The 25,834-nt window shown below is 42.9% G+C and carries 29 protein-coding genes; 9 read left to right on the top strand and 20 right to left on the bottom strand.

What is annotated here, in order from left to right; all coding sequences use genetic code 11:
- The first annotated feature begins 211 nt into the window (after window positions 1-211).
- Window positions 212-1,168 carry a methylenetetrahydrofolate reductase gene (locus DS891_RS10455; RefSeq protein ID WP_174169752.1) on the top strand — a complete coding sequence of 319 codons (957 nt, stop codon included), beginning with the start codon at window positions 212-214 and terminating at the stop codon, window positions 1,166-1,168.
- Between the two features lie 67 nt (window positions 1,169-1,235).
- Here the strand turns inward: DS891_RS10455 and DS891_RS10450 are convergent, their stop codons facing one another.
- Genes DS891_RS10450 through folB form a run of 3 tightly spaced genes read right to left on the bottom strand, consistent with a single transcriptional unit; the run spans window position 1,236 to window position 2,879 of the window.
- The gene (locus tag DS891_RS10450; protein WP_010607635.1) at window positions 1,236-2,036 is read right to left on the bottom strand and encodes an undecaprenyl-diphosphate phosphatase; all 801 of its coding nucleotides are present in this window, start codon (window positions 2,034-2,036) and stop codon (window positions 1,236-1,238) included.
- Entirely contained in the window at window positions 2,033-2,521 is a 489-nt protein-coding gene (gene folK, locus DS891_RS10445; RefSeq protein ID WP_095729838.1) for a 2-amino-4-hydroxy-6-hydroxymethyldihydropteridine diphosphokinase, read from the bottom strand. The genes DS891_RS10450 and folK overlap by 4 nt, the downstream gene beginning before the upstream one ends.
- A gap of 7 nt (window positions 2,522-2,528) precedes the next feature.
- On the bottom strand, window positions 2,529-2,879 hold the full coding sequence (gene folB, locus DS891_RS10440; RefSeq protein ID WP_010607633.1) for a dihydroneopterin aldolase: 351 nt from the start codon (window positions 2,877-2,879) through the stop codon (window positions 2,529-2,531).
- A gap of 124 nt (window positions 2,880-3,003) precedes the next feature.
- On the opposite strand from folB, the gene plsY reads away from it, so the two are divergent.
- The gene (gene plsY / locus DS891_RS10435) at window positions 3,004-3,594 is read left to right on the top strand and encodes a glycerol-3-phosphate 1-O-acyltransferase PlsY (protein WP_029215929.1); all 591 of its coding nucleotides are present in this window, start codon (window positions 3,004-3,006) and stop codon (window positions 3,592-3,594) included.
- Window positions 3,595-3,855: 261 nt separating this feature from the next.
- Here the strand turns inward: plsY and tsaD are convergent, their stop codons facing one another.
- From tsaD to DS891_RS10420, 3 genes are read right to left on the bottom strand one after another with little or no spacing between them, the layout of a single operon-like run.
- Window positions 3,856-4,869: a tRNA (adenosine(37)-N6)-threonylcarbamoyltransferase complex transferase subunit TsaD gene (gene tsaD, locus DS891_RS10430; RefSeq protein WP_010607631.1), complete on the bottom strand. Its 1,014-nt coding sequence runs from the start codon at window positions 4,867-4,869 to the stop codon at window positions 3,856-3,858.
- Window positions 4,870-4,918: 49 nt separating this feature from the next.
- Window positions 4,919-5,512 carry a YjaG family protein gene (locus DS891_RS10425; RefSeq protein ID WP_174169751.1) on the bottom strand — a complete coding sequence of 198 codons (594 nt, stop codon included), beginning with the start codon at window positions 5,510-5,512 and terminating at the stop codon, window positions 4,919-4,921.
- Window positions 5,496-5,843: a DUF2007 domain-containing protein gene (locus DS891_RS10420; RefSeq protein WP_010607629.1), complete on the bottom strand. Its 348-nt coding sequence runs from the start codon at window positions 5,841-5,843 to the stop codon at window positions 5,496-5,498. The genes DS891_RS10425 and DS891_RS10420 overlap by 17 nt, the downstream gene beginning before the upstream one ends.
- A gap of 109 nt (window positions 5,844-5,952) precedes the next feature.
- On the opposite strand from DS891_RS10420, the gene DS891_RS10415 reads away from it, so the two are divergent.
- From DS891_RS10415 to DS891_RS10405, 3 genes are all read left to right on the top strand, one after another.
- Complete coding sequence (locus DS891_RS10415) at window positions 5,953-6,351, top strand: DUF2721 domain-containing protein (RefSeq protein ID WP_010374626.1); 399 nt, start codon at window positions 5,953-5,955, stop codon at window positions 6,349-6,351.
- A gap of 58 nt (window positions 6,352-6,409) precedes the next feature.
- Window positions 6,410-7,933, top strand: a complete 1,524-nt coding sequence (locus DS891_RS10410; protein ID WP_010607628.1) for a DUF3369 domain-containing protein — start codon at window positions 6,410-6,412, stop codon at window positions 7,931-7,933.
- Window positions 7,934-8,041: 108 nt separating this feature from the next.
- Window positions 8,042-8,944, top strand: a complete 903-nt coding sequence (locus tag DS891_RS10405; protein WP_010607627.1) for a LysR family transcriptional regulator — start codon at window positions 8,042-8,044, stop codon at window positions 8,942-8,944.
- A gap of 54 nt (window positions 8,945-8,998) precedes the next feature.
- On the opposite strand, the gene ubiA is transcribed toward DS891_RS10405, so the two are convergent.
- Together ubiA and DS891_RS10395 are read right to left on the bottom strand one after the other, a co-directional pair.
- The gene (gene ubiA / locus DS891_RS10400) at window positions 8,999-9,862 is read right to left on the bottom strand and encodes a 4-hydroxybenzoate octaprenyltransferase (protein ID WP_174169750.1); all 864 of its coding nucleotides are present in this window, start codon (window positions 9,860-9,862) and stop codon (window positions 8,999-9,001) included.
- Window positions 9,855-10,382, bottom strand: a complete 528-nt coding sequence (locus DS891_RS10395) for a chorismate lyase (RefSeq protein WP_254605827.1) — start codon at window positions 10,380-10,382, stop codon at window positions 9,855-9,857. The genes ubiA and DS891_RS10395 overlap by 8 nt, the downstream gene beginning before the upstream one ends.
- A 157-nt stretch (window positions 10,383-10,539) precedes the next feature.
- On the opposite strand from DS891_RS10395, the gene DS891_RS10390 reads away from it, so the two are divergent.
- Window positions 10,540-10,935 (top strand): flagellar basal body-associated protein FliL, encoded by a 396-nt coding sequence (locus DS891_RS10390; RefSeq protein ID WP_010607624.1) that lies wholly within the window; start codon window positions 10,540-10,542, stop codon window positions 10,933-10,935.
- Window positions 10,936-10,987: 52 nt separating this feature from the next.
- Here DS891_RS10390 and glpG read toward each other — a convergent pair whose 3' ends face one another.
- The 6 genes from glpG to DS891_RS10360 form a co-directional block, all read right to left on the bottom strand.
- On the bottom strand, window positions 10,988-11,815 hold the full coding sequence (gene glpG, locus DS891_RS10385; RefSeq protein ID WP_010607623.1) for a rhomboid family intramembrane serine protease GlpG: 828 nt from the start codon (window positions 11,813-11,815) through the stop codon (window positions 10,988-10,990).
- Entirely contained in the window at window positions 11,812-12,129 is a 318-nt protein-coding gene (glpE, locus tag DS891_RS10380) for a thiosulfate sulfurtransferase GlpE (RefSeq protein ID WP_174169748.1), read from the bottom strand. Before glpE ends, glpG begins: the two co-directional genes overlap by 4 nt.
- A gap of 104 nt (window positions 12,130-12,233) precedes the next feature.
- Window positions 12,234-13,259, bottom strand: a complete 1,026-nt coding sequence (gene tdh, locus DS891_RS10375) for an L-threonine 3-dehydrogenase (RefSeq protein ID WP_010607622.1) — start codon at window positions 13,257-13,259, stop codon at window positions 12,234-12,236.
- Window positions 13,260-13,303: 44 nt separating this feature from the next.
- Window positions 13,304-14,500: a glycine C-acetyltransferase gene (locus DS891_RS10370; protein WP_010374617.1), complete on the bottom strand. Its 1,197-nt coding sequence runs from the start codon at window positions 14,498-14,500 to the stop codon at window positions 13,304-13,306.
- Between the two features lie 225 nt (window positions 14,501-14,725).
- Window positions 14,726-15,280: a D-glycero-beta-D-manno-heptose 1,7-bisphosphate 7-phosphatase gene (gmhB, locus tag DS891_RS10365; RefSeq protein ID WP_039491386.1), complete on the bottom strand. Its 555-nt coding sequence runs from the start codon at window positions 15,278-15,280 to the stop codon at window positions 14,726-14,728.
- Window positions 15,273-16,340 (bottom strand): glycosyltransferase family 9 protein, encoded by a 1,068-nt coding sequence (locus tag DS891_RS10360; protein WP_174169747.1) that lies wholly within the window; start codon window positions 16,338-16,340, stop codon window positions 15,273-15,275. Before DS891_RS10360 ends, gmhB begins: the two co-directional genes overlap by 8 nt.
- Window positions 16,341-16,447: 107 nt before the next feature.
- Here DS891_RS10360 and DS891_RS10355 point away from each other — a divergent pair, with 107 nt between their 5' ends.
- Window positions 16,448-17,161, top strand: coding sequence for a 3-deoxy-D-manno-octulosonic acid kinase (locus DS891_RS10355; protein ID WP_174169746.1), 714 nt, complete (start codon window positions 16,448-16,450; stop codon window positions 17,159-17,161).
- Here the strand turns inward: DS891_RS10355 and hldE are convergent.
- Genes hldE through DS891_RS10340 form a run of 3 tightly spaced genes read right to left on the bottom strand, consistent with a single transcriptional unit; the run spans window position 17,158 to window position 20,685 of the window.
- Window positions 17,158-18,606 carry a bifunctional D-glycero-beta-D-manno-heptose-7-phosphate kinase/D-glycero-beta-D-manno-heptose 1-phosphate adenylyltransferase HldE gene (gene hldE, locus DS891_RS10350; protein ID WP_174169745.1) on the bottom strand — a complete coding sequence of 483 codons (1,449 nt, stop codon included), beginning with the start codon at window positions 18,604-18,606 and terminating at the stop codon, window positions 17,158-17,160. The genes DS891_RS10355 and hldE overlap by 4 nt on opposite strands.
- Window positions 18,603-19,199, bottom strand: coding sequence for an SIS domain-containing protein (locus DS891_RS10345; protein ID WP_010374612.1), 597 nt, complete (start codon window positions 19,197-19,199; stop codon window positions 18,603-18,605). The genes hldE and DS891_RS10345 overlap by 4 nt, the downstream gene beginning before the upstream one ends.
- A 40-nt stretch (window positions 19,200-19,239) precedes the next feature.
- Window positions 19,240-20,685 carry a capsule assembly Wzi family protein gene (locus tag DS891_RS10340; RefSeq protein WP_174169744.1) on the bottom strand — a complete coding sequence of 482 codons (1,446 nt, stop codon included), beginning with the start codon at window positions 20,683-20,685 and terminating at the stop codon, window positions 19,240-19,242.
- A gap of 145 nt (window positions 20,686-20,830) precedes the next feature.
- Here DS891_RS10340 and waaA point away from each other — a divergent pair, with 145 nt between their 5' ends.
- Both waaA and DS891_RS10330 read left to right on the top strand, forming a co-directional pair.
- Complete coding sequence (gene waaA, locus DS891_RS10335; RefSeq protein ID WP_174169743.1) at window positions 20,831-22,099, top strand: lipid IV(A) 3-deoxy-D-manno-octulosonic acid transferase; 1,269 nt, start codon at window positions 20,831-20,833, stop codon at window positions 22,097-22,099.
- A 3-nt stretch (window positions 22,100-22,102) separates the two neighbouring features.
- Entirely contained in the window at window positions 22,103-22,645 is a 543-nt protein-coding gene (locus DS891_RS10330; RefSeq protein WP_174169742.1) for a DUF1415 domain-containing protein, read from the top strand.
- Window positions 22,646-22,711: 66 nt separating this feature from the next.
- Here the strand turns inward: DS891_RS10330 and DS891_RS10325 are convergent, their stop codons facing one another.
- The 3 genes from DS891_RS10325 to DS891_RS10315 are packed head-to-tail and all read right to left on the bottom strand — an operon-like array spanning window position 22,712 to window position 25,777.
- On the bottom strand, window positions 22,712-23,032 hold the full coding sequence (locus DS891_RS10325; protein ID WP_010607614.1) for a YdbL family protein: 321 nt from the start codon (window positions 23,030-23,032) through the stop codon (window positions 22,712-22,714).
- 9 nt (window positions 23,033-23,041) lie between these two features.
- The gene (locus tag DS891_RS10320; RefSeq protein WP_010374602.1) at window positions 23,042-23,221 is read right to left on the bottom strand and encodes a YnbE family lipoprotein; all 180 of its coding nucleotides are present in this window, start codon (window positions 23,219-23,221) and stop codon (window positions 23,042-23,044) included.
- Between the two features lie 3 nt (window positions 23,222-23,224).
- Window positions 23,225-25,777 carry a YdbH domain-containing protein gene (locus tag DS891_RS10315; protein WP_174169741.1) on the bottom strand — a complete coding sequence of 851 codons (2,553 nt, stop codon included), beginning with the start codon at window positions 25,775-25,777 and terminating at the stop codon, window positions 23,225-23,227.
- Window positions 25,778-25,834: the final 57 nt, after the last annotated feature.

Genomic DNA, 25,834 nt, shown 5'->3' with positions numbered 1-25,834 from the left:
CCTCCTGATTATGCCCCAAAGCCATACTAATTCGCTAATTTCCAAGGTGATTTACCATCCTAATGTGTAAACAAATATGAAATTTTGGTTTGAGCACTTGAGATAAATTCATAATTATTGAAATTCTTTCATTAAAAAAAATCTATCTAGACGTCTAAATGGCTGCTATATTAGTAAAGAGATACAGAAATGCTTTTGTGGAATGAGGATTATGGCTTTAACGCTTCAAGAGAAAATCATTGACCCTAACCAAGGGGTATATTTAATTGGTACCACACCACCTAAGATTGGCACCGACCCAGAGCAGCTAAAATCAATTGCCGCTAAGCTTTTGGGCCGTTTACATGAGATTGAATACGACGGCGTGATCATCTATGACATTCAAGATGAAAGCAGCCGTACTCAAGTACCACGTCCATTCCCTTTTAAGCACACCGTTGATCCGTGTGAATATAGTCAGTTGATCCGCGAATTATCACACCTTGATGTAATTACGTATAAAAGTGTGGCACAGCGCGATAGTGAAGCTTTTGGCGATTGGTTAAGCAGCACAAAACAGCAATATGGGTTAAACAATCTAGTATTAGTGGGCAATCCGTCTTCACAAGGCGATATTAAGTTGCCGCTTTCTGAAGCCTATAAGGTATTGAAGCATCATCAAGATGACTTTTTCTTAGGTGGTGTAACTATCGCAGAGCGCCACGCCAGTAAGCGTAATGAACACGAAAGATTAATTGATAAAACAGAGCAAGGCTGCCAATTCTTTGTTTCCCAAGCAGTGTATGACGCTCAAGCAACCATAGATCTTATTACGAGCTATGCTCGCACCTGTAAACAGCAAGGGCAAACACCAAAACGCATTATTCTTACCTTTACTCCATGTGGTGGAGAAAAAACCTTGCAGTTTATGGAGTGGCTGGGGATTTCAGTACCAGAAGCAACCAAATGGCGCATGTTAGATGCAGACAATACACTAAGTGAGTCAATTCGTATTTGTAGAGAAAATCTAGATCAAATCTTAAAAAGCTGCTCACATCTAGATATTTCTCTTGGCTTAAATATTGAGAGCTTAACAAACCGTAAAGAAGAAATAGATGCATCTATAAACCTTTATCGACTGTTGAAGGCGACCATGGAATTATGCCTTGCGGAAAAGCAAATTGCTTAATGCAGTCTAAGCCAGCTTCATCAAGCTGGCTTTTCTGTTAACCTTGCTGAATTATCCAAAGCCCAGATTAACTTAGGCTCAAGAAAGCGATTAATCCCACCCCAAGTAGCAAGCGGTAAATGACAAATGGCATCATGCCCATGCGCTCTATGATTTTCAGGAAAAAGAAGATACAGGCATAAGCTGAGATAAACGACAGTGCTGCACCACTTAATAACGCATTCCAATCAACCACTTCATCGCCGGTAGCAAGCTCTAAACTGTAATACAATCCCATCATCGAAATGACTGGAATAGACATTAAAAACGAAAAGCGCGCCGCACTTTTCTTATCAAGCCCGAGTAATAAACCTGCGGTGATGGTAATACCTGAACGCGATGTGCCGGGAATAACAGCGGTAATTTGCGCAAGCCCCAGTATCAATGCGCTTTTCCAGTTTAAGGCAAATTCGTCTTTGATTTGTTTCGCTTTCACGTCGGCATACCAAAGCAGTAAACCAAATACTATCGTCGATGTTGCAATCACCCAAGCACTACGTAAATAAACTTCTACGATATCCTTAAGCAGTGGAGCTAAGATCACGAATGGAATAGTGGCAACCACAATACACCAAGTCAGCCGGCTTTCTTTCGAGTGCGTACCTGAGAATGATTTGAACCATCCTGCCAATAGGCTGACAATGTCTTGTCGAAAATAAATAACGACAGCCAGCAAAGTACCAACATGAACAGCAACATCAAAGGCAAGACCCTGATCTTGCCAACCTAGTACCTGTGAAGGTAGCAGTAAGTGGGCAGAACTCGAAATAGGTAAAAATTCAGTGAGACCTTGAATAATTGCAAGGACGACAATCTCAATAAAGCTCATTGCTTGGGAAACTCCACTTTCCATAATTTTTGAGTTGGGTTGTGATACTCCTGCCATAACTGAGCAATGCTTTTACCCTCAACAGGATGGATAAAATCAGGAGCTAGTTCAGCTAATGGCTGAAGCACGAAGGCATTTTTGGTTATTTCATCCCGAGGCAACTGAGCGGGTGATGAACAAATAAGGTGGTCATAAAAGAGAATATCGAGATCTAAAGTGCGTGGACTAAACTTCTTTTCACTACAGCGACGACCATGATCGTATTCTATCGACTTGAGCAGTTTATACACTTCGTCTAAAGACAGCTGTGTTTGTGCCGCAAAGACCGAGTTATAGAAATTATTCCCAGCAAACCCGACGGCTTCACTCTCAAAAACACTCGAATGTTGAAAATCCGGAAAGTGTTCTATCAATACGCTCAAGCCACTCAGCAAGTTTTTTTCTTTTTCTATGTTTGAGCCGAGACTGATAAAAATTTGTGCCATGATAATTCTACTTCTTACGCACAATTTCTACACCAACCGTTTGTGCTTGTGGCACGGCAGCAGGTTTACTCACTTTTATAAGCACTTGTTGTACATTAAATTCATTTAGGATCATTGCGGCAAGCTGTTCAACTAACGTTTCTAATAGCTCAACTGGTTTTGCTTGGGTATGCGCAATAATACGCTCACTCACTTTAGCATAATCAACCGCCAAACTAATATCGTCATGGCGAGCGGCAGCGCTAATATCGGTCAACATCTCAACATCAAAGTAAAGGCTTTGTTTACTTTCTTTTTCAAAGTCGTACACTCCTATTATGGCTTCGACGTGTAGCTGTGAGATATAGACTTTATCCATGTAAACTCCAAACATGTTTATCGCTGTAATTCACCCGCATTTTCTAATCGCAATTCGCGATCTGTGCAGGACTTAAGACCGCCGATCATAGCCCAAAACAACGCAATAAAAAATAAGGAAGACAGTGTTAATCAGTTTAATGTGCGTATGTGCTTATTTATTGGGATCGATTTCCTCAGCGATTCTGGTTTGTCGGTTATTCAATCTACCAGATCCACGCTTTAATGGTTCTAATAATCCAGGCGCAACCAATGTATTAAGATTGGGAGGAAAGATCCCAGCTGCGCTGGTGCTCGTCTTCGATATTTTAAAGGGAACCATCCCGGTGTGGGGAGCCTACTTTCTGAAAATAGAACCTGTGTGGTTAGGTGCAATAGCCGTAAGCGCATGCCTTGGTCACATTTATCCTATTTTCTTCCACTTTAACGGTGGTAAAGCGGTAGCAACGGCATTTGGTGCGCTATTACCCATCGGCTTGTCATTGGGTGGGCTATTGATTAGTACGTGGCTCGTGGTGCTAGCGCTAACACGCTATTCTTCACTCGCAGCGATTGTCGCAGTCGCAGCAGCTCCACTTTACACATGGTGGATAAAACCGCTTTATACGGTGCCGGTAAGCTTTTTAACTGTGGTGATTATTATTCGTCATAGGGCAAATATTAAAAGGCTCTTGAGTGGTAAAGAGCCCAAGGTGGGGAAAAAGTCTAAAGACTAGGGCCTGTTTACCTTTCAAGTTTGTTTTTGCAGCAGTTTGATTGGTATTTGTACAAGGCAGAGCCTGCGTAGCATAGTTATTCTATGTGAGTCAGGCGATAACACAGTAGAAATGCTGATCAAGCGCTGCCCTTTGGGTTCACCTGAGTGCGCTTTGTTCATTGTTGCTCAACTTTTGCCTAGATTACTAGGCGGCAAGTCGAGCGTCGCGACCAAAACACACTCAGGAGAACAAAAATCAAACAGCAAAGATCAACAGACCCTAGACTTTTTCTAGACTATCCAGCGGCCAACGTGGCTTAGTTTTCATATCAAGTGGCGCATGCTGACCTGCTTTTAGGCGCTGCATTCCTGCATAAGCTATCATCGCCCCATTGTCTGTACAAAATTCAGTGCGCGGATAATAAACTCGCCCTTTCATACCAAGCATCATGCGCTCAAGCTTTTGCCTAAGTTCTGTATTGGCGCTGACGCCACCTGCAATCACAAGGCTTTTAATGCCTGTTTCTTTCAGTGCCCGCTTGCACTTAATCGCTAGTGTTTCTACGACCGCAGTTTGAAAGGCATGAGCGATATCTGCTTTCGTTTGCTCATCATCGCCTTCATTACGGATCGTGTTTGCCGCTGCGGTTTTTAATCCACTGAAACTAAAATCCAGACCTGGTCTGTCTGTCATCGGTTTTGGAAAAGTAAATCGCCCTGCTTGACCCTGTGTCGCCATTTTCGCAAGCATTGGGCCGCCAGGGTAATCAAGGCCGAGTAGCTTTGCGGTTTTATCAAATGCTTCACCAGCAGCATCATCCACTGACTCACCAAGTACCTCATACTCACCGATACCTGAGACTTTGACCATCATGGTATGACCACCAGAGACTAGCAGCGCGACGAATGGGAACTCTGGTTTATCGTCTTCAAGCATAGGGGCAAGCAAATGGCCTTCCATATGATGTACGGCAACGGCTGGGATCCCCCAACCAAATGCTAACGAGCGACCAATTGAGGTGCCAACTAACAAAGCACCGACCAAACCCGGCCCTGCGGTATAAGCAATGCCATCAAGGTCTTCAGGACCGCAACCCGCTTGCGCGAAAGCAGCTTCAATAAGAGGGATCGTTTTGCGTACATGATCACGAGAAGCAAGTTCAGGCACTACCCCACCATAATCGGCGTGTACTTTTACCTGAGAATATAATTGATGTGCCAACAGCCCTTGCTCATCATCATAAATAGCAATACCCGTCTCATCACATGAGGATTCTATACCCAAAATACGCAAGTTACTTTCTCCAAACTCTTTACTGCAGCCGCTGATTATACGAAATCAGCTACTCAAGTTCCAAACCAATATTTGTTTGGCCGTCAGCTAGTGCCAAGGCCTTTAGCGACTTCACCGAGTCGCTGCTAATACGCCCCATATTTTCCACGTGTTCGATAAGCTCAGCGAGGATTTCAATTTCATACTGCATCTGCGGGTGTTCACGCACTAACTCATTTGTTGGAGATATATCTTCCGCCATCAACATAAACTCGATGTATTTAGCTACCGTTGCCTGAGAAATTTTGGCAACGCTTACAAACTCATGTTCATCTTTTGTCATTAGGCCTTGCAACATGCCTAACAGCGCTGTCGCTACATCGATTGCGGGATAGGTACCAAACATATCGAACTCACTGAGCTCAGGTACATTTGGTTCAACCTTTTCAACCAGCTTTTCTAAGCTAATTTTGCTCTTTGGCAGTAATATTTTCTCCCAGATTAAATTCAGCGTATTTCTGAGAACTTGCTCGTCGCCAAAACCCGTAGCCTCACTAAATAATGAATAATTTGGCAACATACGCTCAATAATAGCAGCACCTAAGACTGCCTTTTGAAGATAATTTAACTCTCTAATTCTTTGAAAGTTATTTGCTTTGCTCATGCTTATTTCCACATTGCCAGCAATATTCAAACGCTGGTCCATTTAATTCTGCACAGTGGTTACATAGCCAATCCGACAGCTCGGCGGCACTGCGATGACGTGATTTGTTATAGTTTACCAATATTTCCTGAGCCTCGGGTAACTTTATTGCATAAACAAAGAGCTTGATGGCAGCTTGCTCTGCTGGAATTTCACCAATAGCACCTGACAAATGCTCACCTTGTAAGCGAACCTGAATATTCGCTTGTTCTAGTTGACCTTTGAGTAAATGCGCTTCAACAAAGCCGCTGATAGCGCACAATTGCACCCAATGAAAAGATTGTTCACTCATTGCATTATCTTCACTATTGAATTAGCACTCAATGTGCTCATTTGTTTCTTGATAAAATCATTCATTATCATCACACTTAAACATCAAGCTATTCCATTAAAATACGATTATGACTCTAACAACACCGGGCCTATTATTCCCAGCAATTTCTTTATTACTGCTCGCTTACACCAATCGCTTTTTGGTACTCGCACAATTGATCCGTGAATTAAACGCTCGAGAAGGCGACACCATAAGATCTTTGGTTAAAGCGCAAATCGAAAACTTAAGGAAACGAATTAGATTAATCAGACGAATGCAAGTATGGGGCGTAATTGCGTTTTTACTTTGTACGTCTTCAATGTTTGCCTTGTTCCTTGAAATATCCTTACTTGGCGTAACATTATTTGGTGCGAGTCTCTGTAGCCTAACCTTATCATTGCTACTTTCTCTTTATGAAATCCACATTTCTTGCGATGCAATCGAACTAGAATTGCAAAATATCGAGAAAAAACCTCAACAAGATTAGCGGCCTTGTTACTGCCGACTATACTAACGTTGAGTCAGCATAAAAAGAGGAGCAATCTGTGAGCGGATTTTTGTTCTCAGATGAAGTGCTAGAAAGCCCAATAAATCAAATGGCCGATACCTACTGGGATATTCTGGTTGTAGACGATGAAGAAGACATTCACCAAGTGACTAAGCTGGTGTTGTCCGGCTTTAAGTTTGAGAATAAAGCATTGAGATTTCATCATGCCTACTCAGCACAAGAAGCAAAAGTCATCTTGGACACGGAGCAGAATATTTCTGTAGGCCTTATTGATGTCGTGATGGAAAGTAATCATGCAGGGCTTGATTTAGTGCGATATATCCGTGATGACTTAGAAAACTTTGATATTCGCCTTGTGCTGCGCACAGGGCAGCCAGGTGAAGCACCGGAAGAATCGGTTATTCGCGATTACGATATTAATGACTATAAGAACAAAACCGAGCTCACTGCCGTCAAGTTAAAAACGCTGCTCTATTCTGCTTTACGCGCTCACCGGGATATTCAAACCATCGAAAAGCACAAAATGGGACTCGAACGCATTATTGATGCATCTTCGAATTTTTTAAAGTGTAGCAATATTCAGGATTTTGCATCAACTATATTATCCCATGTATCCGCTGTAATGGGATTATCAGATTCGGAAATATACTGTGCAGCAGCAGTAAATCATCAAGCTAATGAGCCCACAAAATTTAAGTTACTAGCAGCCTCTGGTGCAGGCGTAGAGCCAAGTAATGTAACTTTGCCAGAGAATGTACAAAATTTATTTATAGAAACGCACAACAAAAAATCATCTATGAAGACCCGCAATGAATATATCGGCTACTTCCCTTCCCGAGAAGGCAGTGAAACGATGATTTATGTGAGTAAGGATAGCGATCTTCATAGCATGGATTTCCAGCTACTTGAATTTTTTGCAAACAATATAGCGCTAGCCTACGACAACTTAAAGTTGCGTGAAACCGTCAAAGACTCTCAAAAAGAGCTTTCTTATATTTTGGGTGAAGCCGTCGAAAAACGCTCGAAAGAAACAGGCTCCCACGTAAAACGCGTGGCACATTATAGTATGCTTTTAGCCCAGCTTTATGGACTTTCTCACTACCATGCAGAAATTATCAAACTCGCCTCTCCGCTCCATGATATTGGCAAAATCAGTATTCCAGATCAAATCCTGAATAAACCCGGAAAACTCACTGATGAAGAATGGATAATTATGCAAACTCACGCACAGCAAGGGTTTGAAATCTTAAAAAATTCAACAAATGAGATTCTGCAATGTGGTGCGTTAATTGCGCATCAACATCACGAAAAGTGGGATGGCTCTGGGTATCCAAACGGCTTGAAAGCTGAGCAAATAAACATTGTCGGGAGGATCACAGCACTGGCGGATGTCTTTGATGCACTGGGCAGCGAGCGTTGTTATAAGCCCGCTTGGCCGCTGGAAAAGATAATTGAATTACTCAATAAAGAAAGAGGAAAACAATTTGACCCCAAATTAGTTGACCTTTTTCTAAATAATCTGGAACAATTTATTGAGATACGTGACAGGTACCCTGACTAACTTTGTAATCAGAATGTAAAAACTTCACTTTCTTTTTCTCGTTTTGTGTATTACTATTGGGAAAAGACGTAGTAAATGTGTTTTAGTTGAAATTAAAAGGAATTTCACATGAGATTTGAACAACTCGAGCAGTTCGTAGCATTAGGTAATTTAAGACATTTTAGACAAGCCGCAGAACAAACCCAGATCAGTACTTCAGCGCTTACCCGAAGCATCCAAACCCTTGAAGATGAAATAGGTTGTGAACTCGTTAAACGTTCAACGCGTTCAGTAAAATTAACTGAGCAAGGTGAACTGTTCTTAAAGTATTGTAAAACGACGCTATCAGAACTCGACCTAACCAAGAAAACCATCAAGCAAAGTTTGTTTGGTCGCGATAACCAGAAGTTAATTATTGGTTATACAACACAAGCAAGTAGCATTGTGCCAGTTTCTTGCGGTCAGTTTTTAGCTCAGTATCCTAATGTAAAAATCGAGATGCAGTTACAAGATGAGTTGGAGCTTACTCGCAAGCTGCAACTTGGTGAAATTGATATTAGCGTATATTTACAAAGCGCAAATAGCATAGTGAGCGATATTCACCTACCCGATCAGCTAGTTTTGTTTGTTTCTAGAAACCACCCTCTAGCAAACCAAGACAGCATTAGAAAAGCTGAATTAACGCAATATCCTATGTATGGGTGCTTTTCCCAATCAAAGCAAGTTCAAGGTATGCTTAATGAAGCCGTTGATTCGCTAAACAAATCAACCAGCGTTAAAATTGGTAATATTGAGCAAGTAATTGATGGCTTAAAGAATAGCAACAGTTTCGCAATTGCTAGCATTGAGCATTCCAAAACCATCGCACAAGATCCTAACTTAGTTTTCTTAAAAACCAATAAGGCATTGGATAGAGAGCAATTGATTGTACAAACCAATCACCAAATTGGTTCAAATGCACATATAAATCACTTGCTTGAGCTAATTGAGGATGCAGCATCTTCATCTAGCAAAAAAACAGTAACTTATTAGTTGCAAAAAACGGGCAAATAATCTGTATTACTTGCCCGTTTTTAATAACCGGCTTTAAAGCGGTAAAAACCCCAACACGACCCCTACAAAAATCGCCAAGCCAACATAATTATTGTTTAAAAAAGCCCAAAAACATCTATCTCTATCTCTATTGCGTATGGCATATTGTTGTTTAACAAGCAGCACAGAGGCTGCGAGTAAGCCACACCAAAAAGCGAGGTTTAAATCAAACGTTACACCAACTGCCGCCATCATCGCGATAAATGTGATGTTGAGCAACGCAATAATGTGGAGATCCCATTTTCCGAATAAAATCGCAGTAGACTTTACCCCAATCTTCAAATCATCATCCCTATCTACCATGGCGTACATGGTGTCATAAGCGACCGTCCAAATTAAATTCGCAGCAAACAACACCCAAGCAAGTACTGGCACATTCTGATTTACTGCCATAAAGGCCATCGGTATCGCCCAGCTAAAAGCAGCCCCAAGTACGATTTGAGGTAAGTTTGTATAACGCTTCATGAAAGGATAGACAGAAGCCAACACAAGTGCACCAAACGATAATGCAATAGTCTGCCAGTTTAAAAAAAGCACCAGAATAAAAGCTAGCGTTACCAAAATAGCAAATAGTCCTAGCGCTTCTTTACTCGTCACGGCCCCCCTTGCAAGCGGTCTTGTCGCCGTACGCTTTACAGCCCCATCAACCTTGCGATCGGCGAAATCGTTGATAACACAGCCCGCACTTCGCATTAGAAATACACCAAGTGCAAAAGTAACAATAAGCCAGATACTTGGAATACCTTCAGCTGCAAACCACAGTGACCAAAGTGTTGGCCACAATAATAGTAAAGTTCCGATTGGCTTATCTAATCGCATAAGTTGGCTGTAAGCCTGCCATTTCTGGTGTTCAATCATAAAAGCTTTCCGATATAAAGACTTCACAAACTAAAATCTTTGCTTTACCGTTTTTAAACCAGCTTCTTCTGGCAAATAAACGCTCTGGGACGACGCCAGTGGTGGGTGCAATAAGTTCAATCAGCGTCGGATAGTCGGAAGTAGCTAAACGAAGATACTCAAGGGTCCCGCGCTGCCAGTTTGAATCAGTAAACAGTAACTCACCTAACGGCGTCTCACCAATTGTATCCATTCCGACAGTACATGCCTCCTCATTGAGCCAACTTTGTCCAAATACAGCTGCTTTACCGCTACAATTTAGCGTTACTTCTCGGCACCAAACCTGCTCAGAAAGATCTGTACGTAACGCATCTGGAGCGTTTCTGAGTTCATTAGCAAGCACAGTCACAGAAAATTTATCACAAGTTTCTTTCAATTTTGCGGTTAGAGATTGGGTCTCTAGTAAATAAGGAGAAAGTGCTGGCTCAACATCCACCAACTGTGTGCTCTTCAGCCAGGGGAGCTCTAAGGGTAATTGCAAAGGCAACGTTCTATTTCCGTTTTAAAAATCCGCGGTCATAATAGCAGAGCAGAGGCTTTCTAAAAAGTTTATGTTTGTGCTGAAGCCAACTGTAAAATCAACGCAATTATGTATAAACTAAGTAAAAAGTAACTTGCATTAGGATACCTGATAAAACATGAGACTGTTGGCTGTTGTACTCACTTTGTGCATTGCATTAACCGCGGCTTCCCCTGTAAAAGCGGATTCAACTATTGGGTATTTCGGGTTTGAGCCAGATATCATCACGAACTACATAGGCCAATCTAATAAAAAGCTTGGCTATGTCCGAGTCACCGTTGACCTAATGCTGAATGACGTTGCGAATATTGCCGTGGTTGAGCACCATACACCTTTACTAAGAGATGCAATTGTACAGATCCTGAGTAAAGAAAACGAAGAAACCATTAAATCATTAACTGGCAGAGAAGAAATCAGAAAGCGCTGTGCTGAAAAGCTAAAGACATTGCTAAAAGAAGAAACTGGGCAGGAAATTGTTCGAGATGTGCTTTTTACCAAATATTTATATCACTAACCGAATCAACTCATACAAGAACTCGGAAGCGCTAGATCCGAGTTCGAAGTAACTAGCTATTCTCTTTGAGTTGCCTGTTGATAGGCCAAAATACCGCAACCAACATACCTGATAGCAGTCCGAACAAATGTGCCCAGTTAGCCATGTTGATGAAAAACATATCCGTAAATCCAAACAGCATCCAAAGCAGCATAAAACCAATAACTGGCTTAGAGACCAAAGCGGCTCCGGCAGGATTTCGATGACCAATTACCCAGCAAAAGCCTAGTAGTCCGTAGACCACGCCACTTAGTCCACCAAAATTAGCGTCAACAAATAGGTACTGCATAAAATTACTGGTTAAGCCGGTTACAAAGTAGATGCAAACTAACGCCCAGAGCCCTAGTTTCTCTGAAATTTGCGCGCCAAGGTGTAACCACCAGCTTAAATTAAAAATCAAATGTATGGCGCTAAAATGTATCAGTGTAGGCGCTATCCAAGTCCAAGGTTTATCTAGGGAGAAACGTAGCGCAGAAAAGATGCCATTAGCGTCACCAAATAACATGGCGACAAAAATAATAATACTGACACCAAAAACGCCCTGTAATAACCAGTTCAATCCCAAAAAGCGCTTTACTAAGTTTAAGTTTTGGCCTTGGTAGCTAAATAACCCCTGTGTACTTCCGGTTTGCCAAGAAGCCGCTTGATATAGTTCAGCCTCAGGTTGCTCCAAAAACGTTTGCCAAAGACGCATAGCAAGCGCTTCATCACCACGCTCTAGCCAAACTTCAACTTGTTGCCCATCGTGACTTTGCAAAACACAATAAACCCCTTGCGTCTTAAAATAATCGACCGCACCTTGTGCTAGTCGTGCATTGTGATAATGGGCTATTAACTTCACTTTTCAATCTCGTTTGGCAATTCACTCGCCCACTGCGTAAAACCGCCATCCATACTGTAAACATCTTCAAAGCCTTGCTCAACTAGGTAGTTAGCAGCGCCTTGTGAGGAGATCCCGTGATAACACACCACAACAATAGGTTGGTCAAACTCTTTTTCCTGCATAAAATGCGCAAGATTAGTGTTAGATAAATGCTCAGCGCCTGGGATATGCCCTTGTGCAAAAGTATTTTCATCGCGGATGTCTGCTACCACTACATCATCATTGCCTAAAAGCGCTTGTGTGTCTGCTACTGAAATATGTTTAAAAGACATGTGTTACCCATTTAAAACTAAAAAATAAAAGACGGCTTAAGCCTTATCGACCTAGCCGTCTTTCTATTATAACTACTCATTCATGCACTAAGCAAAGTTGAGCATTAATCCCAATTCAGAATCACTTTACCTGATTGCCCTGAAATCATCGTATCAAAGCCAGTCTGGAAGTCATCAACATGGAACTGATGTGTAATGATTGGGTCAAGGTTTAAGCCTGACTGGATCAAACTTGCCATTTTGTACCAAGTTTCAAACATTTCACGGCCGTAAATCCCCTTGATCACTAGACCCTTGAAGATCACTTGGTTCCAATCCACCGCCATGTCAGAAGGAGGAATGCCCAGCATTGCAATCTTACCACCATGGTTCATGCTGTTTAACATGCCCTTAAATGCAGAAGGAACACCTGACATTTCAAGCCCAACATCGAACCCTTCTGTCATACCAAGATCTTTCATAACCGTTTCGAGGCTTTCGTTGGCAACATTTACTGCTCGCGTAGCACCCATTTTAGTGGCAAGTTCAAGGCGATATTCGTTTACATCTGTGATCACCACATGACGCGCACCGACGTGCTTCGCCACTGCCGCAGCCATAATACCAATTGGACCCGCACCAGTAATGAGGACATCTTCACCAACTAAGTCAAACGACAATGCGGTGTGCACTGCATTACCGAATGGGTCGAAGATAGAAGCGAGTTCGTCAGAAATATTGTCAGGGATCTTAAACGCATTATAAGCAGGAATAACCAAGTATTCTGCAAATGAACCTTCGCGGTTAACGCCTACCCCAATGGTGTTACGACATAGGTGAACACGACCAGCACGACAATTACGACAGTGACCACATGTGATATGACCTTCACCAGATACTCGGTCGCCAATGCTAAAACCACGCACCTCTTGGCCCATATCGACCACTTCACCTACGTATTCGTGTCCCACAACCATTGGAGTTGGGATCGTGTTTTGTGCCCACTCATCCCATTTGTAGATGTGTACGTCGGTACCACAAATTGCTGTTTTACGGATTTTGATCAATAGATCGTTGTGCCCTACTTCCGGTTTTGGCACATCCGCCATCCAAATTCCTTCTTCAGCTTTCAACTTGGATAATGCTTTCATAGTATTCGCTCGTTAGCTGCACCGGCTTAATGCCGGTGGCAAAATTAAATGACGCCTAGGTCTTTACCAATACGGGTAAAGGCTTCGATTGCTTTGTCTAGCTGCTCAGTAGTATGCGCAGCTGAAATTTGTGTTCTGATCCTAGCTTGACCTTTTGGCACGACAGGATAAGAGAAACCGATCACATAGATCCCTTCAGCTAGCAATCTGTCAGCCATTTCTGAGGCTACTTTGGCATCGCCTAACATAACCGGAATAATAGCGTGATCTTTACCCGCACAAGTAAAGCCGACGGCTTCCATCTTAGTACGGAAATAGGCTGCGTTATCCCATAGTTTAGCACGTAGGGCATCGCCTTCTTTCATCATGTCTAGCACTTTTATTGAAGCTGTAACAATTGAAGGCGCTAGCGAGTTTGAGAATAAATAAGGACGTGAACGCTGACGTAACCACTCTACGATTTCTTTCTTACCAGAGGTATAACCGCCAGATGCACCGCCAAGTGCTTTACCAAGCGTTCCTGTAATAATATCCACTCGGTCTAATACACCACAGTATTCCGGTGTTCCTCGGCCATTTTCACCAACAAAACCCACCGCGTGTGAATCATCAACCATCACTAAAGCGTCGTACTTATCCGCTAAGTCACAAACCGCTTTTAAGTTACAAATAACGCCATCCATTGAGAATACGCCATCGGTCGCGATAAGCTTGGTTTTCACACCAGCTTCATCAGCAGCAATTAACTGCTGCTCAAGATCAGCCATATCGTTGTTAGCATAGCGGAAACGCTTAGCTTTACATAAACGCACACCATCAATGATGGAAGCGTGATTTAATGAGTCCGAGATAATTGCATCTTCAGGGCCTAAGATAGTTTCGAATAAACCAGCATTGGCATCAAAGCATGAAGAGTAAAGGATAGTATCTTCTGTTTCTAAAAATTCACTGATCTTTGCTTCAAGCGTTTTGTGAATATCTTGCGTACCACAGATAAAGCGCACCGACGCGACACCAAAACCATGGTCATCAAGGCCGCCTTGCGCCGCTTTAATTAGCTCTGGGTGATTCGCCAAACCTAGATAGTTGTTTGCACAGAAGTTAATTACACTTTCGCCAGTCGATACTGCAATTTCAGCTTGCTGCTGAGAAGTGATAATACGCTCTTTTTTATATAATCCTTCAGCTTTTACTTCTTCAATTTGTTGCTGAAGCTGGCTGTAGAAGGCCGATGCTCTCATCTGGGAGTCTCCATTTTTTGCACGGTGATAGTAAGCTACGCATCGCCATAGGCGGTTGTCATTCTCACTATCAGAAGTTAACGCTTGGGCTTATTCTATATTAATTAGCTCAAGTTAATTGGAACGTACCAATTCAATCATACCTGGTACATTAAAAGATATCTTTATTTTAAAAGGTTCACACAATAAATGCACGATTTGCGACAACTGGCAGCAAACTTTATTTTACTCAGACAAACATAGTGCGGCTGGTACCTCCGCCAACGACGCACATACTTTATCCGCGAGCTGTTGTTGCTCTTGACTAAAACTCTGCCCAGACTCAACTAAAATGGCTGTTTTTACGCCAGCAGCGCGGGCAGCCTTGATGTCTGAGACTTTGTCACCAATCATAATACTTTGCGCAGGATCCAAGTCATGCTCGGCTATCGCTTGCAGCAGCATCCCGGGTTCTGGTTTACGACAGTCACACTCTACTTTATATGGGCCTTGTGCCTTTTCAGGATGGTGAGGACAAAAATAAACACCAGCGATGTCAACACCATGCGCCATAAACTGCGCGCACATCCACTCGCTTAACGCGTGAAATTGTGCTTCATCGTAGTAACCTCGGCCAATGCCCGACTGATTCGTCACGACCACAATTTTATAACCGGCTTTGCTAAATGCTTGGCAGGCACTGAATACCCCATCGATAAACTCAAAATCCGCGATTTTATGAACATAGGCGTGATCTTTATTAACAACGCCGTCTCTGTCTAAAAATACAGCCTTATGCATTGGTCACGATCTCCTGCTCTTTTATTACTCGCTCAAACATCGTAATTACTGCATCAACAGAAATTTGAGACATGAGTTCGCTACCTTTTACCCGTGTTCCCCAGGGTAATTGCTCAGCAGTTTTACCCTTTTGCGCAATGAGGTTTTGATGATAAACCTCAACTACATAGTCTTGATACAGATATGGCCCTGTGCGAGTTGGGTTGGAGTGAGCATACAAACCGATCACCGGCGTTCCAACTGTCACAGCCATATGAGCAGGCCCAGTATCAGGTGCTAGCACCAATTCGGCTTGATCCAACACACAAAGTAGGGTTTTCAAATCAGTTTTTCCCACTAAGTTTAATAACTCAGCTTGACTGTGTTTTTGAATTTCGGCTGCTAAGCTTTGCTCAAGCTCCGTTGGGCCACCCGTTATCACCACATGAAACCCCAATGCAGCAGCATGATCTGCAACCCTAGCATAACGCTCAGGAAGCCAATTGCGCTCGGCTTTACTTGCCGCAGGCGATATCACAAAAACCTTGCCTTCAGGTAATAGCGATTTTGCCGCAGCTCGATGAGCTGCCGTCACTGGCATCTGCCATGTTGGCTCACCGCACTCAGCACCAATTGCACGGGCAAAGTTTTGGAAACCTTCGAGCACATGTGGCGACTTTTGAGGTGCGATCCGCTTATTAATAAACAAGCTGTGTAACTCTTTTGAGCGCCCTTTATCAAAGCCTATTTTTTGCTTTGCAGGAATAACTCGCGCAACAAGGTTGGCTCTTAACGCAACCTGCATATGTAGTAATACGTCAAACTTTTGCCCTTTGAACTTTGCCTTTAACGCCTTGAGCGCGGCTTTACCCTGCTTTTTGTCAAATACGACGAGCTCAACACCGGGTAGGTCAGCCAGTAACATGGCTTCCACTTTACCTATCACCCACGTTATTTTCGCTTGCGGATGTGCGCGTTGGATCGCCTGTACAGCACTCACTGCATGGCACACGTCGCCAATCGCAGAAAGTCGCAAAATACAAATAGAGGTCAAGGATTTGCTCAAAACAATAGTTCTCATGGAAAGTAACAAGCGCTTGATCTTAAATTAATCAAACAAGTTTGCAAGTTTCACTGAGGATGAAAAATCGTTAGAATGCCACAATTGACTCTTAAGAATCCTATATTGTGCAAATCACCAAACAGCCGCATAGCTATTTACTAACGCCTTCAACCCTAGATTATGATGTTTCAGAAGAAATGTTTGACCCTGAATATTGGCAGAAAAATAATGCGATTGTCGGCTCGAAAGAAGGCCGAGCAACGGCGTGGTTCGTGCGGTTTAATCAAGGCATAGCGGTACTCAAGCACTATTATCGTGGTGGCTTAATCGGCAAGCTGTTGAGTGATCAATATATTTTTACCAAACTAGAAAATACTCGCGTATATCAAGAGTTTGCTTTGCTAGAGCAACTACAACTACAAGGTTTACCAGTCCCAACACCACTTGGCGCAAGAATATCGCTTCATTTTGGTATTTATCGTGCAGATATTTTGACCGAAGCGGTGTCTGATGCCACCAGTGTTTGCGAAATTTTGCAAGCAAGAACGCTTAGTACAAATGAACTGGAAAGTATCGGCCACACCATTGCTCAGTTTCACCAAGCAGGTGCCTATCACGATGATTTGAACATCAACAATATTTTGTTTGATGCCAACGGCAAAGTATTTCTAATTGATTTTGATAAGGGCAAAATCATGCAGCCAAACTCAAGTTGGCAGCACGCAAACATGGAGCGTTTGCAACGTTCATTTACAAAAGAGGCCGGCAAATGGCCGACCTTTTATTTTGATGAAAATCAATGGCAAGTATTGATGCAAGCCTATCACAGCGCACGTTAACTTTTTTGTAGCTGTGCCTTTTTAATCACATTGGAAGTCGAGCAGCCATCCAAAAATGCTAACACCTCGACTTTTCCACCTTGATTAAGCACATGCTCTGCACCTGCAATCTCTTCCACTTTATAGTCACCACCTTTGACCAAAATGTCAGGGCAGACCATTTCTATCAGCTTAGCTGGTGTGTCATTTTCTTCAATACTGCCAAACGGAATAACCCAATCCACAGAAGCGAGTGCAGATAACACCATTGCCCGCTCTTTCAATGGATTGATTGGACGTTCAGGCCCTTTGAGACGCGAGATTGATTCATCATTATTTAACCCAACGACGAGTCTATCTCCCATCGCTTTAGCTTGCGCTAAATAACGCACATGGCCTGCATGGAGAATATCAAAGCAGCCGTTGGTAAACACAATGGTTTCGCCGTTTTGCTTGGCAAAAGTAATGTGCTTAAGCACTTCTTCAAACGGCGTTTGGTAGTGCTCGCCCGTTTCTCTAAGATATTGACCCAGTTTGCGACTCAACTCTTCCGGTGACACCGTTGCAGCACCTAACTTACTCACGGCAATGCCTGCGGCAATATTTGCAACCTCCACCGCGTCTTTAGCAGACATTCCTGCGCCTAACATCGTCGTCAGTGTGGCGATCACGGTATCGCCAGCTCCCGTAACGTCACTTACTTCCTGTACTTGAGCTGGGAAATCAAACTTTTCAGTATTGGTTATCAAAGACATACCTTGCTCGGAGCGCGTCAGCAACATAGCGCCGATCCCTGACGTTTTCAGGAGCTCGCGCGCACTAGAGGTGAGTCCCTCTTCGCTGCTTGTATCTCCACCTGCGAGTTTAAATTCGTTTAAGTTAGGCGTGATAAAATCAGCACCTTGATAAAGGCTCAAGTCACTATTTTTGGGATCAATAAGTACCGTTTTACCAGCAGCTTTAGCCACCGCAATCATATCTGAAATGGCGCATAAAGCGCCTTTGTTGTAGTCGCTAAACAACACAAAGTCATACTTATCAACTTCTTGCTTTAGACGCTCAAGCAGTAGTTGACTGTGAGATAACTGAAAGGGTTCTTCTAAATCGAGTCGGACTACTTGCTGATGACGGCTGATCACACGCATTTTTGCGATAGTCGGCAGCTCAACGACGTTAACTAGGCTAGATTCAATGTTTTCTTTGGTAAGAATAGCCTCAAGCGTTTTGCCATTGTCATCTTCGCCGATAAGCCCAAGCAAACCCACTTTACCATCTAGGTGAGCGATGTTTTTGGCAACGTTCGCCGCACCACCAGCTTTGTCTTCCAACGCGCTGACTTTCACCACAGGTACTGGAGCCTCAGGAGAAATGCGCCCGGTATCTCCATGCCAGTATCTATCCAACATCACATCGCCAACCACCAATACCTTGGCTTGATTTAGCTGTTGAAGCGCCGCTAACTTCATGCCTCTTGCTCCGCCGCAACGAGCATATCGACCGCTTCGCATAGCCAGTGACCAATAAACATATGCGCTTCTTGAATACGCGCTGTCTCGTCGTTTGCGATAATAATCGGTAATTTAGCAATATCCTTAACTTTGCCACCAGTTCTGCCAGTCAATGCCACAGTAAACGCGCCAATTTCATTTGCGGCTTGAAGTGCCAAATTGATATTAGGGCTCGTACCTGATGTGGTTAAACCAATCACCATATCTTCCGGTTTACAAAGTGCCTGAACTTGACGTTCAAATACGGAGTCAAAGTGATAGTCATTGCTGTGCGCGGTCAAAATTGAGGTGTCGGTAGTCAGTGCAATCGAAGCCAAAGGACCACGCTCTAATTTGTAACGCACCACAAATTCTGCAGCTAGGTGCTGCGCATCTGCCGCGCTGCCACCATTACCAAACCAAATGACCTTACCACCTGCTGCTAATGTACTTTGGCATGCTTCAAGTAGCTCAACACATTCTTGGTGATAGTTTGCCATTGTTTCAAAAACATCAACATGGCGCTGTAAGCTTGCGAAGTAGCTTTGTGCTACTTGTTCATTCAATGACATATTTGTTCCTAAACTATTCTATGCTTGTCCCGCGTGATACCTACCAGTATACATGGACTGATAACCAAGTGTAATTCTCACCGAAGACATCTTTACCCAAGGTTAATTTAGTTTCGACTTGCTTGCTATAAGCTTCACCAATATGCGCCAGCTCAAATTCATAACCAGTTTCATATTCAGCACCAAGCTCATTTAATTCGTTGAAGTATTTACTTTCGTTATCAATAACCGACAGCTTAGCTCGCCACAAAGAACGGTAATCTGCTTGATAAGTACCTTCTAGTACATGGATCTGCGTCGGTGCACCATCATCGAACTGGCGATGGTTGGCAGCAAAGTGTCCCACACCAAACCCATCAATCGTATTGCCTTTAGTTTGATAAATTTCATTGACGTACCAAAGACTTTCCATGTCGGTAAATTCATAGCGTAATGAGGTGGTTGAACTTACATTCGGTAGGAAAATGCCTACGCTAGTCGCTGTATTACCAAACAAATAGTTCTTATGGTTATTAGTATCTTCCCCACCATACTCTAGATACCATTGTGCTCTGGTACCGTAATTTGTAGTGAAGCTCGTGGTGATCGTTGCCCATTGGTCGCCAAGTTCATCATCTTGAGTCAGGTCGCCGATTTTATTGTCATTGCCAGCAGGATCTATATAGGCCTTAATAAAGTCCTCAAAATCCACCTTCCTAGGGCCTCCACCAAATTGTAGTACTCGATTTAGACCAATTTTCCAACCATCGATTGGTTCAATACTAAAGTGTGTACCAGCAATTTTCGGTGTACCATCATGCAATGTATTTTGAAAACGAATTCCCTTTTCGACTTTATCTAACTCTGAATAAAACAATTCAACATCAAAATTCCACCAGTTTTTAAGTGGAACAACTAACCCCAATGAAATAGAAGGCCGGTTTTTAGCGTTATTAGAGTAGACCTGAGCCGAATGCTTAAATGGCGAGAACCAATGTTCTTTATAACCTAGGTTAAGCTGTAAATTGCCATAAGATAGCCCGTAAAAAGTGTTATACGCCACCAGCTTGTCTGCTTCTACTCGATACTCAGCACCTATTTGTAGAATACTCGAGTCACCGCCTCGCCATACTCCAGCGAATCCCAATTCGGCATATTCACCACTATAATTACCTCTGTCGTTGGCGATTTGTTTTTCCTCACCACTATCAACACGCAATGTGACAGATCTTTGCGTTAGTGCGTCATCTTGTAAGTAAGGTGCAATTCCCTGACTAATACTCTGTTGTAATGTGGCGTCAATATGCCTAAGCTTCATCAAATGCATCTTGATTTCACTGATACGGTAAGGCTTTGCCATAGGCGTACCAACGGTCAACGCAAACATTTTATCGATTTGATATTCCAACAGCGGATCTTGCCCAATGGGTAAATAGGCTGTTGGGCTCGCTAAAGCGAGATTCGAAGCTAATAAACTACAGCAAGCGAGTACTCGAGCTAAATTCATTTTGTTATTCCATTACTTTTAATGCGCTAAATACTACCAAACCAAAAGCCCCTAGGCATCTGTTGAACTGTGTAAAATTGTGTTGTTCATTCAATTTCGCCCTGGAACAAGGTAAAATACTGATTTTTGAGCTGAAGCAATTTCTATGGCACGCCATTTATATTCCCTGCTGTTGCTAGTGTTAGCCCCTTTGTTATTGAGCTATCTCTATTTTATTCGAGGTAGAAAAAACCAAGGTTATCGAGTGCATTTTAATGAGCGCTTTGGCCGAAATATTAGCAAGCTGCCACAACACAGTATTATGATCCATTGTGCTTCTGTTGGTGAAGTGCTTGCAGCAACCCCGCTTATAAAGTCAATATTGAATGCTTCTGAGAACACATCAATCATTATCACCTGTAACACCCCAACAGGTAGAGAAGAGATAACAAAAGCTTTTCGCGCTCAGGTTCAGGTACATGTCTGTTATTTACCTATAGATTTTGCTTTTGCGGTCAGAAAATTTTTCAATTCCTTGAAGCCCAAACTCCTTATTGTGATGGAAACTGAGCTGTGGCCTAATCTTTTTTATTACGCCAAACAAAACCAATGTAAAACCTTGGTAGTCAATGCCAGACTCTCTGAAAAATCATACCAAGGTTATAAAAAGCATGCTTGGTTAACGAAAGGCTTGATGAGCAACATAGATCTGCTTGCAGCCCATAATGAAGAAGACGGCAAGCGTTTCATCAAGCTCGGGCTTGTTCAATCTAAGCTTCACATTACTGGCTCAATCAAGTTTGATATCTCAATCACCGAAGAAGAAATTGCAAAGGCAAGACAGTTTCAAGAAAATTACCCCGAGCGGTTAATTTGGCTTGCAGGATCTACGCATCCTAAGGAGCATGAGCAAGTCATTGCTGCCCATCAACGAGTATTAGAGCAGATAAGTAATGCGTTACTTATTATCGCGCCTCGCCATCCCGAGCAGTTTCAAGCGGTTGCTGACTACCTCAGTGAACAAGAGATCGCTTTTACCAGAAAGAGTAGTAACGGTATAGACGCAGAAGCTTCGGTCTTGTTAGCGGATACTTTAGGGGAATTAAAGTGGCTATTTGGTGGTGCTGATATCGCCTATATTGGAGGTAGCTTGATTGAGCGCGGCGGTCATAACCCACTAGAAGCGGCGGCTCATGGTGTGCCAATATTAACCGGCCCACATACCTATAATTTTGCGCATATATACCCTCAACTTATCGCGCAACAAGGTGCCATCGTAGTTGATGATGAGGACAAGCTTGCCGCTCAAATTATTACGCTATTTGAAGATAAATCGCTTCGAACGCAAATCGGTGCTAACGCTCAATCGGTACTAGTTGAAAATACCGGGGCTATTTCTAAAACCATGACACTAATCAATAAGAGCTTGGAATAATTCATGAATACAGTCATCTCTACAATGCAAAACTGGGTTAGCCAAGTCATTGTAAAATACAACTTTTGCCCGTTTGCTCGACAGGAAGTTGAAAGTAACAGCATTCATTATTTCGTGTCTCAAGCGATAAGCCACGACGATGCCGTAATGGATATGTTAGAGCAGTGCTCAGAGTTAAACCATGAGCCAGAGCGAGAAACAACACTAGTTATATTTGATAAGGGTTTTAGTAATTTTGATGACTTTTTGGATCTCGTCGACCTAGCAAACGCTTTATTAGTAGCGCAAGGGTTTGAAGGCACTTATCAAATTGCCACTTTTCATCCAGATTATGTGTTTGCTGATAGCGATGAGCATGACGCAGCAAACTATACTAACCGCGCGCCCTACCCAACACTCCACTTGATCCGCGAAGAAAGTATGGCCCAAGCATTAGAAGACTATATCGATCCTGAACAGATCCCAGAAAATAATATCCGCCTCGCAAGACGTAAAGGGGAAGCGTTTTGGCAGCATTTGCTGCAGCAATGCCACAAGGTTAAATAACCTAAGCTACGGTTAAATAGTCAAAAGGCTGGTTTAGCCAGCCTTTTCTTGTAAGGTTTTGAATTACTACTTTTTCACCCAGCTGCCATTGACTTGAATATAATGACCTGATTGCGTTTTGTTATACGCTTTTTTAGCCGCTAAAGCCTCTACTTGCTCAAGCGTGATACCGTTCTTTTTCGCTAATTGCTGGTATTTCTGTTTGCGCTTTTCATTCACTTCATCAACTAGCTGCTGTACACCTTGGCCATTTTTAACCACGCCAAGATAGCCCGATGTAGTTTCGCCAACTAAACCCTGTGATTTAGCATCGTCAATGGAAATTGCGAATGCGGCGAAGCTCATACTGAGCCCAATAATTAGGGTAGAGATTGCTTTTAGCTTCATAAATCCTCCTTAGAATAGCTCGCTGTCTTCGCTGAATAAATTGTCGAGTTCTTTATCCACTTTCACGCGGATCTCATGATCTACTTTTACATTTAAGTTAATCGTAATAGGCTCTTTGGTTTCTACTTGCACCTTATGAGTACAAGCACTCAATACCAATAAAGCTGATATCACTAGCATCCATTTCATTCACTAACGCTCCTCTTTATTTAACGCATTTTCCACTTCGCGCGTAATCTCGTCGCTCAAGCGTAGGGCTCGTAATAAGGTAAACACATTTTCTGAGTGTGTATAGTTAAAGTTTACTGGTTGTTGTTGGAGTTTGTTAATTCCTGTAATTTTAACATCTAAGTCCAACCAGCCGTCTTCACTTAAATTTACGCCACTACTCAATTGCTCAATGGTCAACTCGTCAAGTACACCAATCACCGTTTGTAAGCTAGGTTGCTGCTCTTTTAGCGCATTAATTGATGCATTGTTTTCAACCTTTAATAGCCCTTCACCAACATTATGGATATGGCCAGAATCAATACGCACCCCAGATGAAGATACTTGTACTGGTAACTTGCCTGAGATCAGCCCTCTGAGCTCAACGCCTGCATCATGCCCAGAGGCGGCAATAAGATCTAAACTCAGTTTATCTAGCGACACCTGAACGACCTGCGGCGTTGAGACCAAACTAACTTCATCAATCCCCACGTTACCGGCAAAAACCTGTGCGTTAATATCTTTTAGTTTAGCCACGCCTGCTTCGCTGAATAGTTGGCCTGTTATTGCTTGAACGATAACACCAGCTCTCAACTCTTCAACACTCAGTGTGGTTGGCTTGAGTTGAATATTAGCTGAACTTATTAGACCAAAGACATCAATCGCTGCATTTTGAATAAGCCGTTCATTAAATAACGCAGAGCCGTTTTGAACGCTCCCGTCTAAGGTAAATATGCGCGTGGATAAATCCCCTTCGAGTACTGCATAGAAGTTACCATGGGTAATTTTTAAGTTCGGTAAAAATGCGTCAATATATGGCTGAAGTTGAGTGAGCTGCTGCGTGGGCACGTGTATTTGTGCTGGATGTTTTAAGCTTGAATATTGATGCTCAAGCAACGCCTTTACACCATCAATATTAACCACATGTGACGCCATCAATCCGCGGCTTTGCTGCCCTTTGCTGTCAATGCTCACGTTTTTCAAACTGAGATCAGCTAAGTTAACTTCTGCTACCTTAGTATTGCCCGACAAGGTTGAAAAGATTTCTCCGGTCGCGACTGAGCCTTGCCAGTGCAGTGTCTGTGCAAACTCATTCAGTTTATAACTCTGCTGTTGTATCTGTGCACTGGTTAAGGTGAGGTTGATATCAAAATCATGTGTAGGCTCAAGCACAACTCGCCCGCTCAACGCACTCTGTTTTGCTGTTACATTCTCAACACTCAGGTTTTGCAGTTTTGAATCAAGCGTTATCGCAAAACTCATTCCTTCAGGTAAGACTCTGTGTAGTAGATGTCCACTTTTGAGCTTTGGCACATCTAGCTGCACATGTAAATCAAACGTCAGAGATGGATTATCAATCACCAAATCTGATGTCGACAACTGGGTTGAGAATATGGCCGGCTTAGCCTCAACTGTAATTAGCTCGGTTGGATCACCCGATATTTTGAAGCGGCTATTGAGCTCGAGATTCTCAGCAATAACATCTTGCAGTGTAAGCTTTTGAAGGTCACTTGTGATTTCCCCACTCATATTAACAAAATTTGGCCGCGCACTAAGCGCTCCCACCAGTGTATACGCGCCCCACTTTTCATCGGAAAATTCAAGGTGAATACCACCATTGACGAAAAGCTCAGTTAAGTCGACTGCTAACTCATTAACTTCAAGCTGTAACGGTTTATCTTTACCTGCCACTTCAAGTAAACCTGTCGCGATTGAATCCGCAGAAATAGTGATTTCACTCGGTAAACGAAGCTGCCAAGTGGTCGGTAACAGTTTGCTATATTCAGAAGTAAGACAATCAAGCATTGATTTCGCTGAAATCGGTTCGGCAAGTGCTATCTTCCCCTGCTGCGTGGCAAAATCATACCGCCCAGACACAGCACCTATATACGCAAAGGTACCTTTACACTCAGCCTGTTCAAGCGCCACTAGAGTTTCAAGTTCTAGCTCTGCGTCTATAGCCAGACCATCGAATTCAAGCTGGCTAGTTCCTGAAAGTGCTTGGATCTGAGGAGGTAACAAAGCGCTGAGGTACTCGCCACTAAGGTCAACATTTGCAGCAATACGCTCTGGCTGCAATGTAACTTCAGCAGCGATGTCACCTGAAACTACAAATTGATTCAGCTCGGACTCCGAAATCGACACGACTAATGGCTTTGGTAATGGCTCACCAGATATAGAGAGCTTGGCAACATGCATTTTGGGTCTGGTGATGTCGAGTGGCAATGTAAGGCGCTGTGGCTGAGTTGCATCTGAATTTTTGGACGGAAGAAGTTGAATGTTCGCTTTTTCAATATTGACTTGGCGCATGCTTAGTTGCGCATCATAAAGCTGGGCATTAAACGCATCTGTCTGCACACATGCTTTTGTAATATGGATACGATTGAAGCCCGACAAGCGCCAGTCAAGACAACTGACCTGAAGTTCATTAACTGGTATAAAATGTTTAATGGCCCAGAGCGACAAAGGAACTCTGGCAAGGTAAACACCCACTAAAACACTGAGTATCAACGCTAAGCTCCAAAGCCATTTTTTCATTCGTATCCCTAAAATATGATTGCTATTTCCCTTTCAGTGTACCCGATAGATAATTAT

The sequence above is a fragment of the Pseudoalteromonas sp. JC28 genome (assembly GCF_013319255.1).
GTDB lineage: Bacteria > Pseudomonadota > Gammaproteobacteria > Enterobacterales > Alteromonadaceae > Pseudoalteromonas.
This window is presented reverse-complemented; position numbering and strand designations above follow the sequence as displayed.

What these genes read in the sequence shown, in the direction of transcription:
- DS891_RS10455 (WP_174169752.1), top strand. Translation starts at nt 212, where the DNA reads ATGGCTTTAACGCTTCAAGAGAAAATCATTGACCCTAACCAAGGGGTA.
- DS891_RS10450 (WP_010607635.1), bottom strand. Translation starts at nt 2,036, where the DNA reads ATGAGCTTTATTGAGATTGTCGTCCTTGCAATTATTCAAGGTCTCACT.
- folK (WP_095729838.1), bottom strand. Translation starts at nt 2,521, where the DNA reads ATGGCACAAATTTTTATCAGTCTCGGCTCAAACATAGAAAAAGAAAAA.
- folB (WP_010607633.1), bottom strand. Translation starts at nt 2,879, where the DNA reads ATGGATAAAGTCTATATCTCACAGCTACACGTCGAAGCCATAATAGGA.
- DS891_RS10425 (WP_174169751.1), bottom strand. Translation starts at nt 5,512, where the DNA reads ATGAGCAAAGCAAATAACTTTCAAAGAATTAGAGAGTTAAATTATCTT.
- DS891_RS10420 (WP_010607629.1), bottom strand. Translation starts at nt 5,843, where the DNA reads ATGAGTGAACAATCTTTTCATTGGGTGCAATTGTGCGCTATCAGCGGC.
- DS891_RS10415 (WP_010374626.1), top strand. Translation starts at nt 5,953, where the DNA reads ATGACTCTAACAACACCGGGCCTATTATTCCCAGCAATTTCTTTATTA.
- DS891_RS10405 (WP_010607627.1), top strand. Translation starts at nt 8,042, where the DNA reads ATGAGATTTGAACAACTCGAGCAGTTCGTAGCATTAGGTAATTTAAGA.
- ubiA (WP_174169750.1), bottom strand. Translation starts at nt 9,862, where the DNA reads ATGATTGAACACCAGAAATGGCAGGCTTACAGCCAACTTATGCGATTA.
- DS891_RS10390 (WP_010607624.1), top strand. Translation starts at nt 10,540, where the DNA reads ATGAGACTGTTGGCTGTTGTACTCACTTTGTGCATTGCATTAACCGCG.
- glpE (WP_174169748.1), bottom strand. Translation starts at nt 12,129, where the DNA reads ATGTCTTTTAAACATATTTCAGTAGCAGACACACAAGCGCTTTTAGGC.
- tdh (WP_010607622.1), bottom strand. Translation starts at nt 13,259, where the DNA reads ATGAAAGCATTATCCAAGTTGAAAGCTGAAGAAGGAATTTGGATGGCG.
- DS891_RS10370 (WP_010374617.1), bottom strand. Translation starts at nt 14,500, where the DNA reads ATGAGAGCATCGGCCTTCTACAGCCAGCTTCAGCAACAAATTGAAGAA.
- gmhB (WP_039491386.1), bottom strand. Translation starts at nt 15,280, where the DNA reads ATGCATAAGGCTGTATTTTTAGACAGAGACGGCGTTGTTAATAAAGAT.
- DS891_RS10360 (WP_174169747.1), bottom strand. Translation starts at nt 16,340, where the DNA reads ATGAGAACTATTGTTTTGAGCAAATCCTTGACCTCTATTTGTATTTTG.
- hldE (WP_174169745.1), bottom strand. Translation starts at nt 18,606, where the DNA reads ATGAAGTTAGCGGCGCTTCAACAGCTAAATCAAGCCAAGGTATTGGTG.
- DS891_RS10345 (WP_010374612.1), bottom strand. Translation starts at nt 19,199, where the DNA reads ATGTCATTGAATGAACAAGTAGCACAAAGCTACTTCGCAAGCTTACAG.
- DS891_RS10340 (WP_174169744.1), bottom strand. Translation starts at nt 20,685, where the DNA reads ATGAATTTAGCTCGAGTACTCGCTTGCTGTAGTTTATTAGCTTCGAAT.
- waaA (WP_174169743.1), top strand. Translation starts at nt 20,831, where the DNA reads ATGGCACGCCATTTATATTCCCTGCTGTTGCTAGTGTTAGCCCCTTTG.
- DS891_RS10330 (WP_174169742.1), top strand. Translation starts at nt 22,103, where the DNA reads ATGAATACAGTCATCTCTACAATGCAAAACTGGGTTAGCCAAGTCATT.
- DS891_RS10325 (WP_010607614.1), bottom strand. Translation starts at nt 23,032, where the DNA reads ATGAAGCTAAAAGCAATCTCTACCCTAATTATTGGGCTCAGTATGAGC.
- DS891_RS10320 (WP_010374602.1), bottom strand. Translation starts at nt 23,221, where the DNA reads ATGAAATGGATGCTAGTGATATCAGCTTTATTGGTATTGAGTGCTTGT.
- DS891_RS10315 (WP_174169741.1), bottom strand. Translation starts at nt 25,777, where the DNA reads ATGAAAAAATGGCTTTGGAGCTTAGCGTTGATACTCAGTGTTTTAGTG.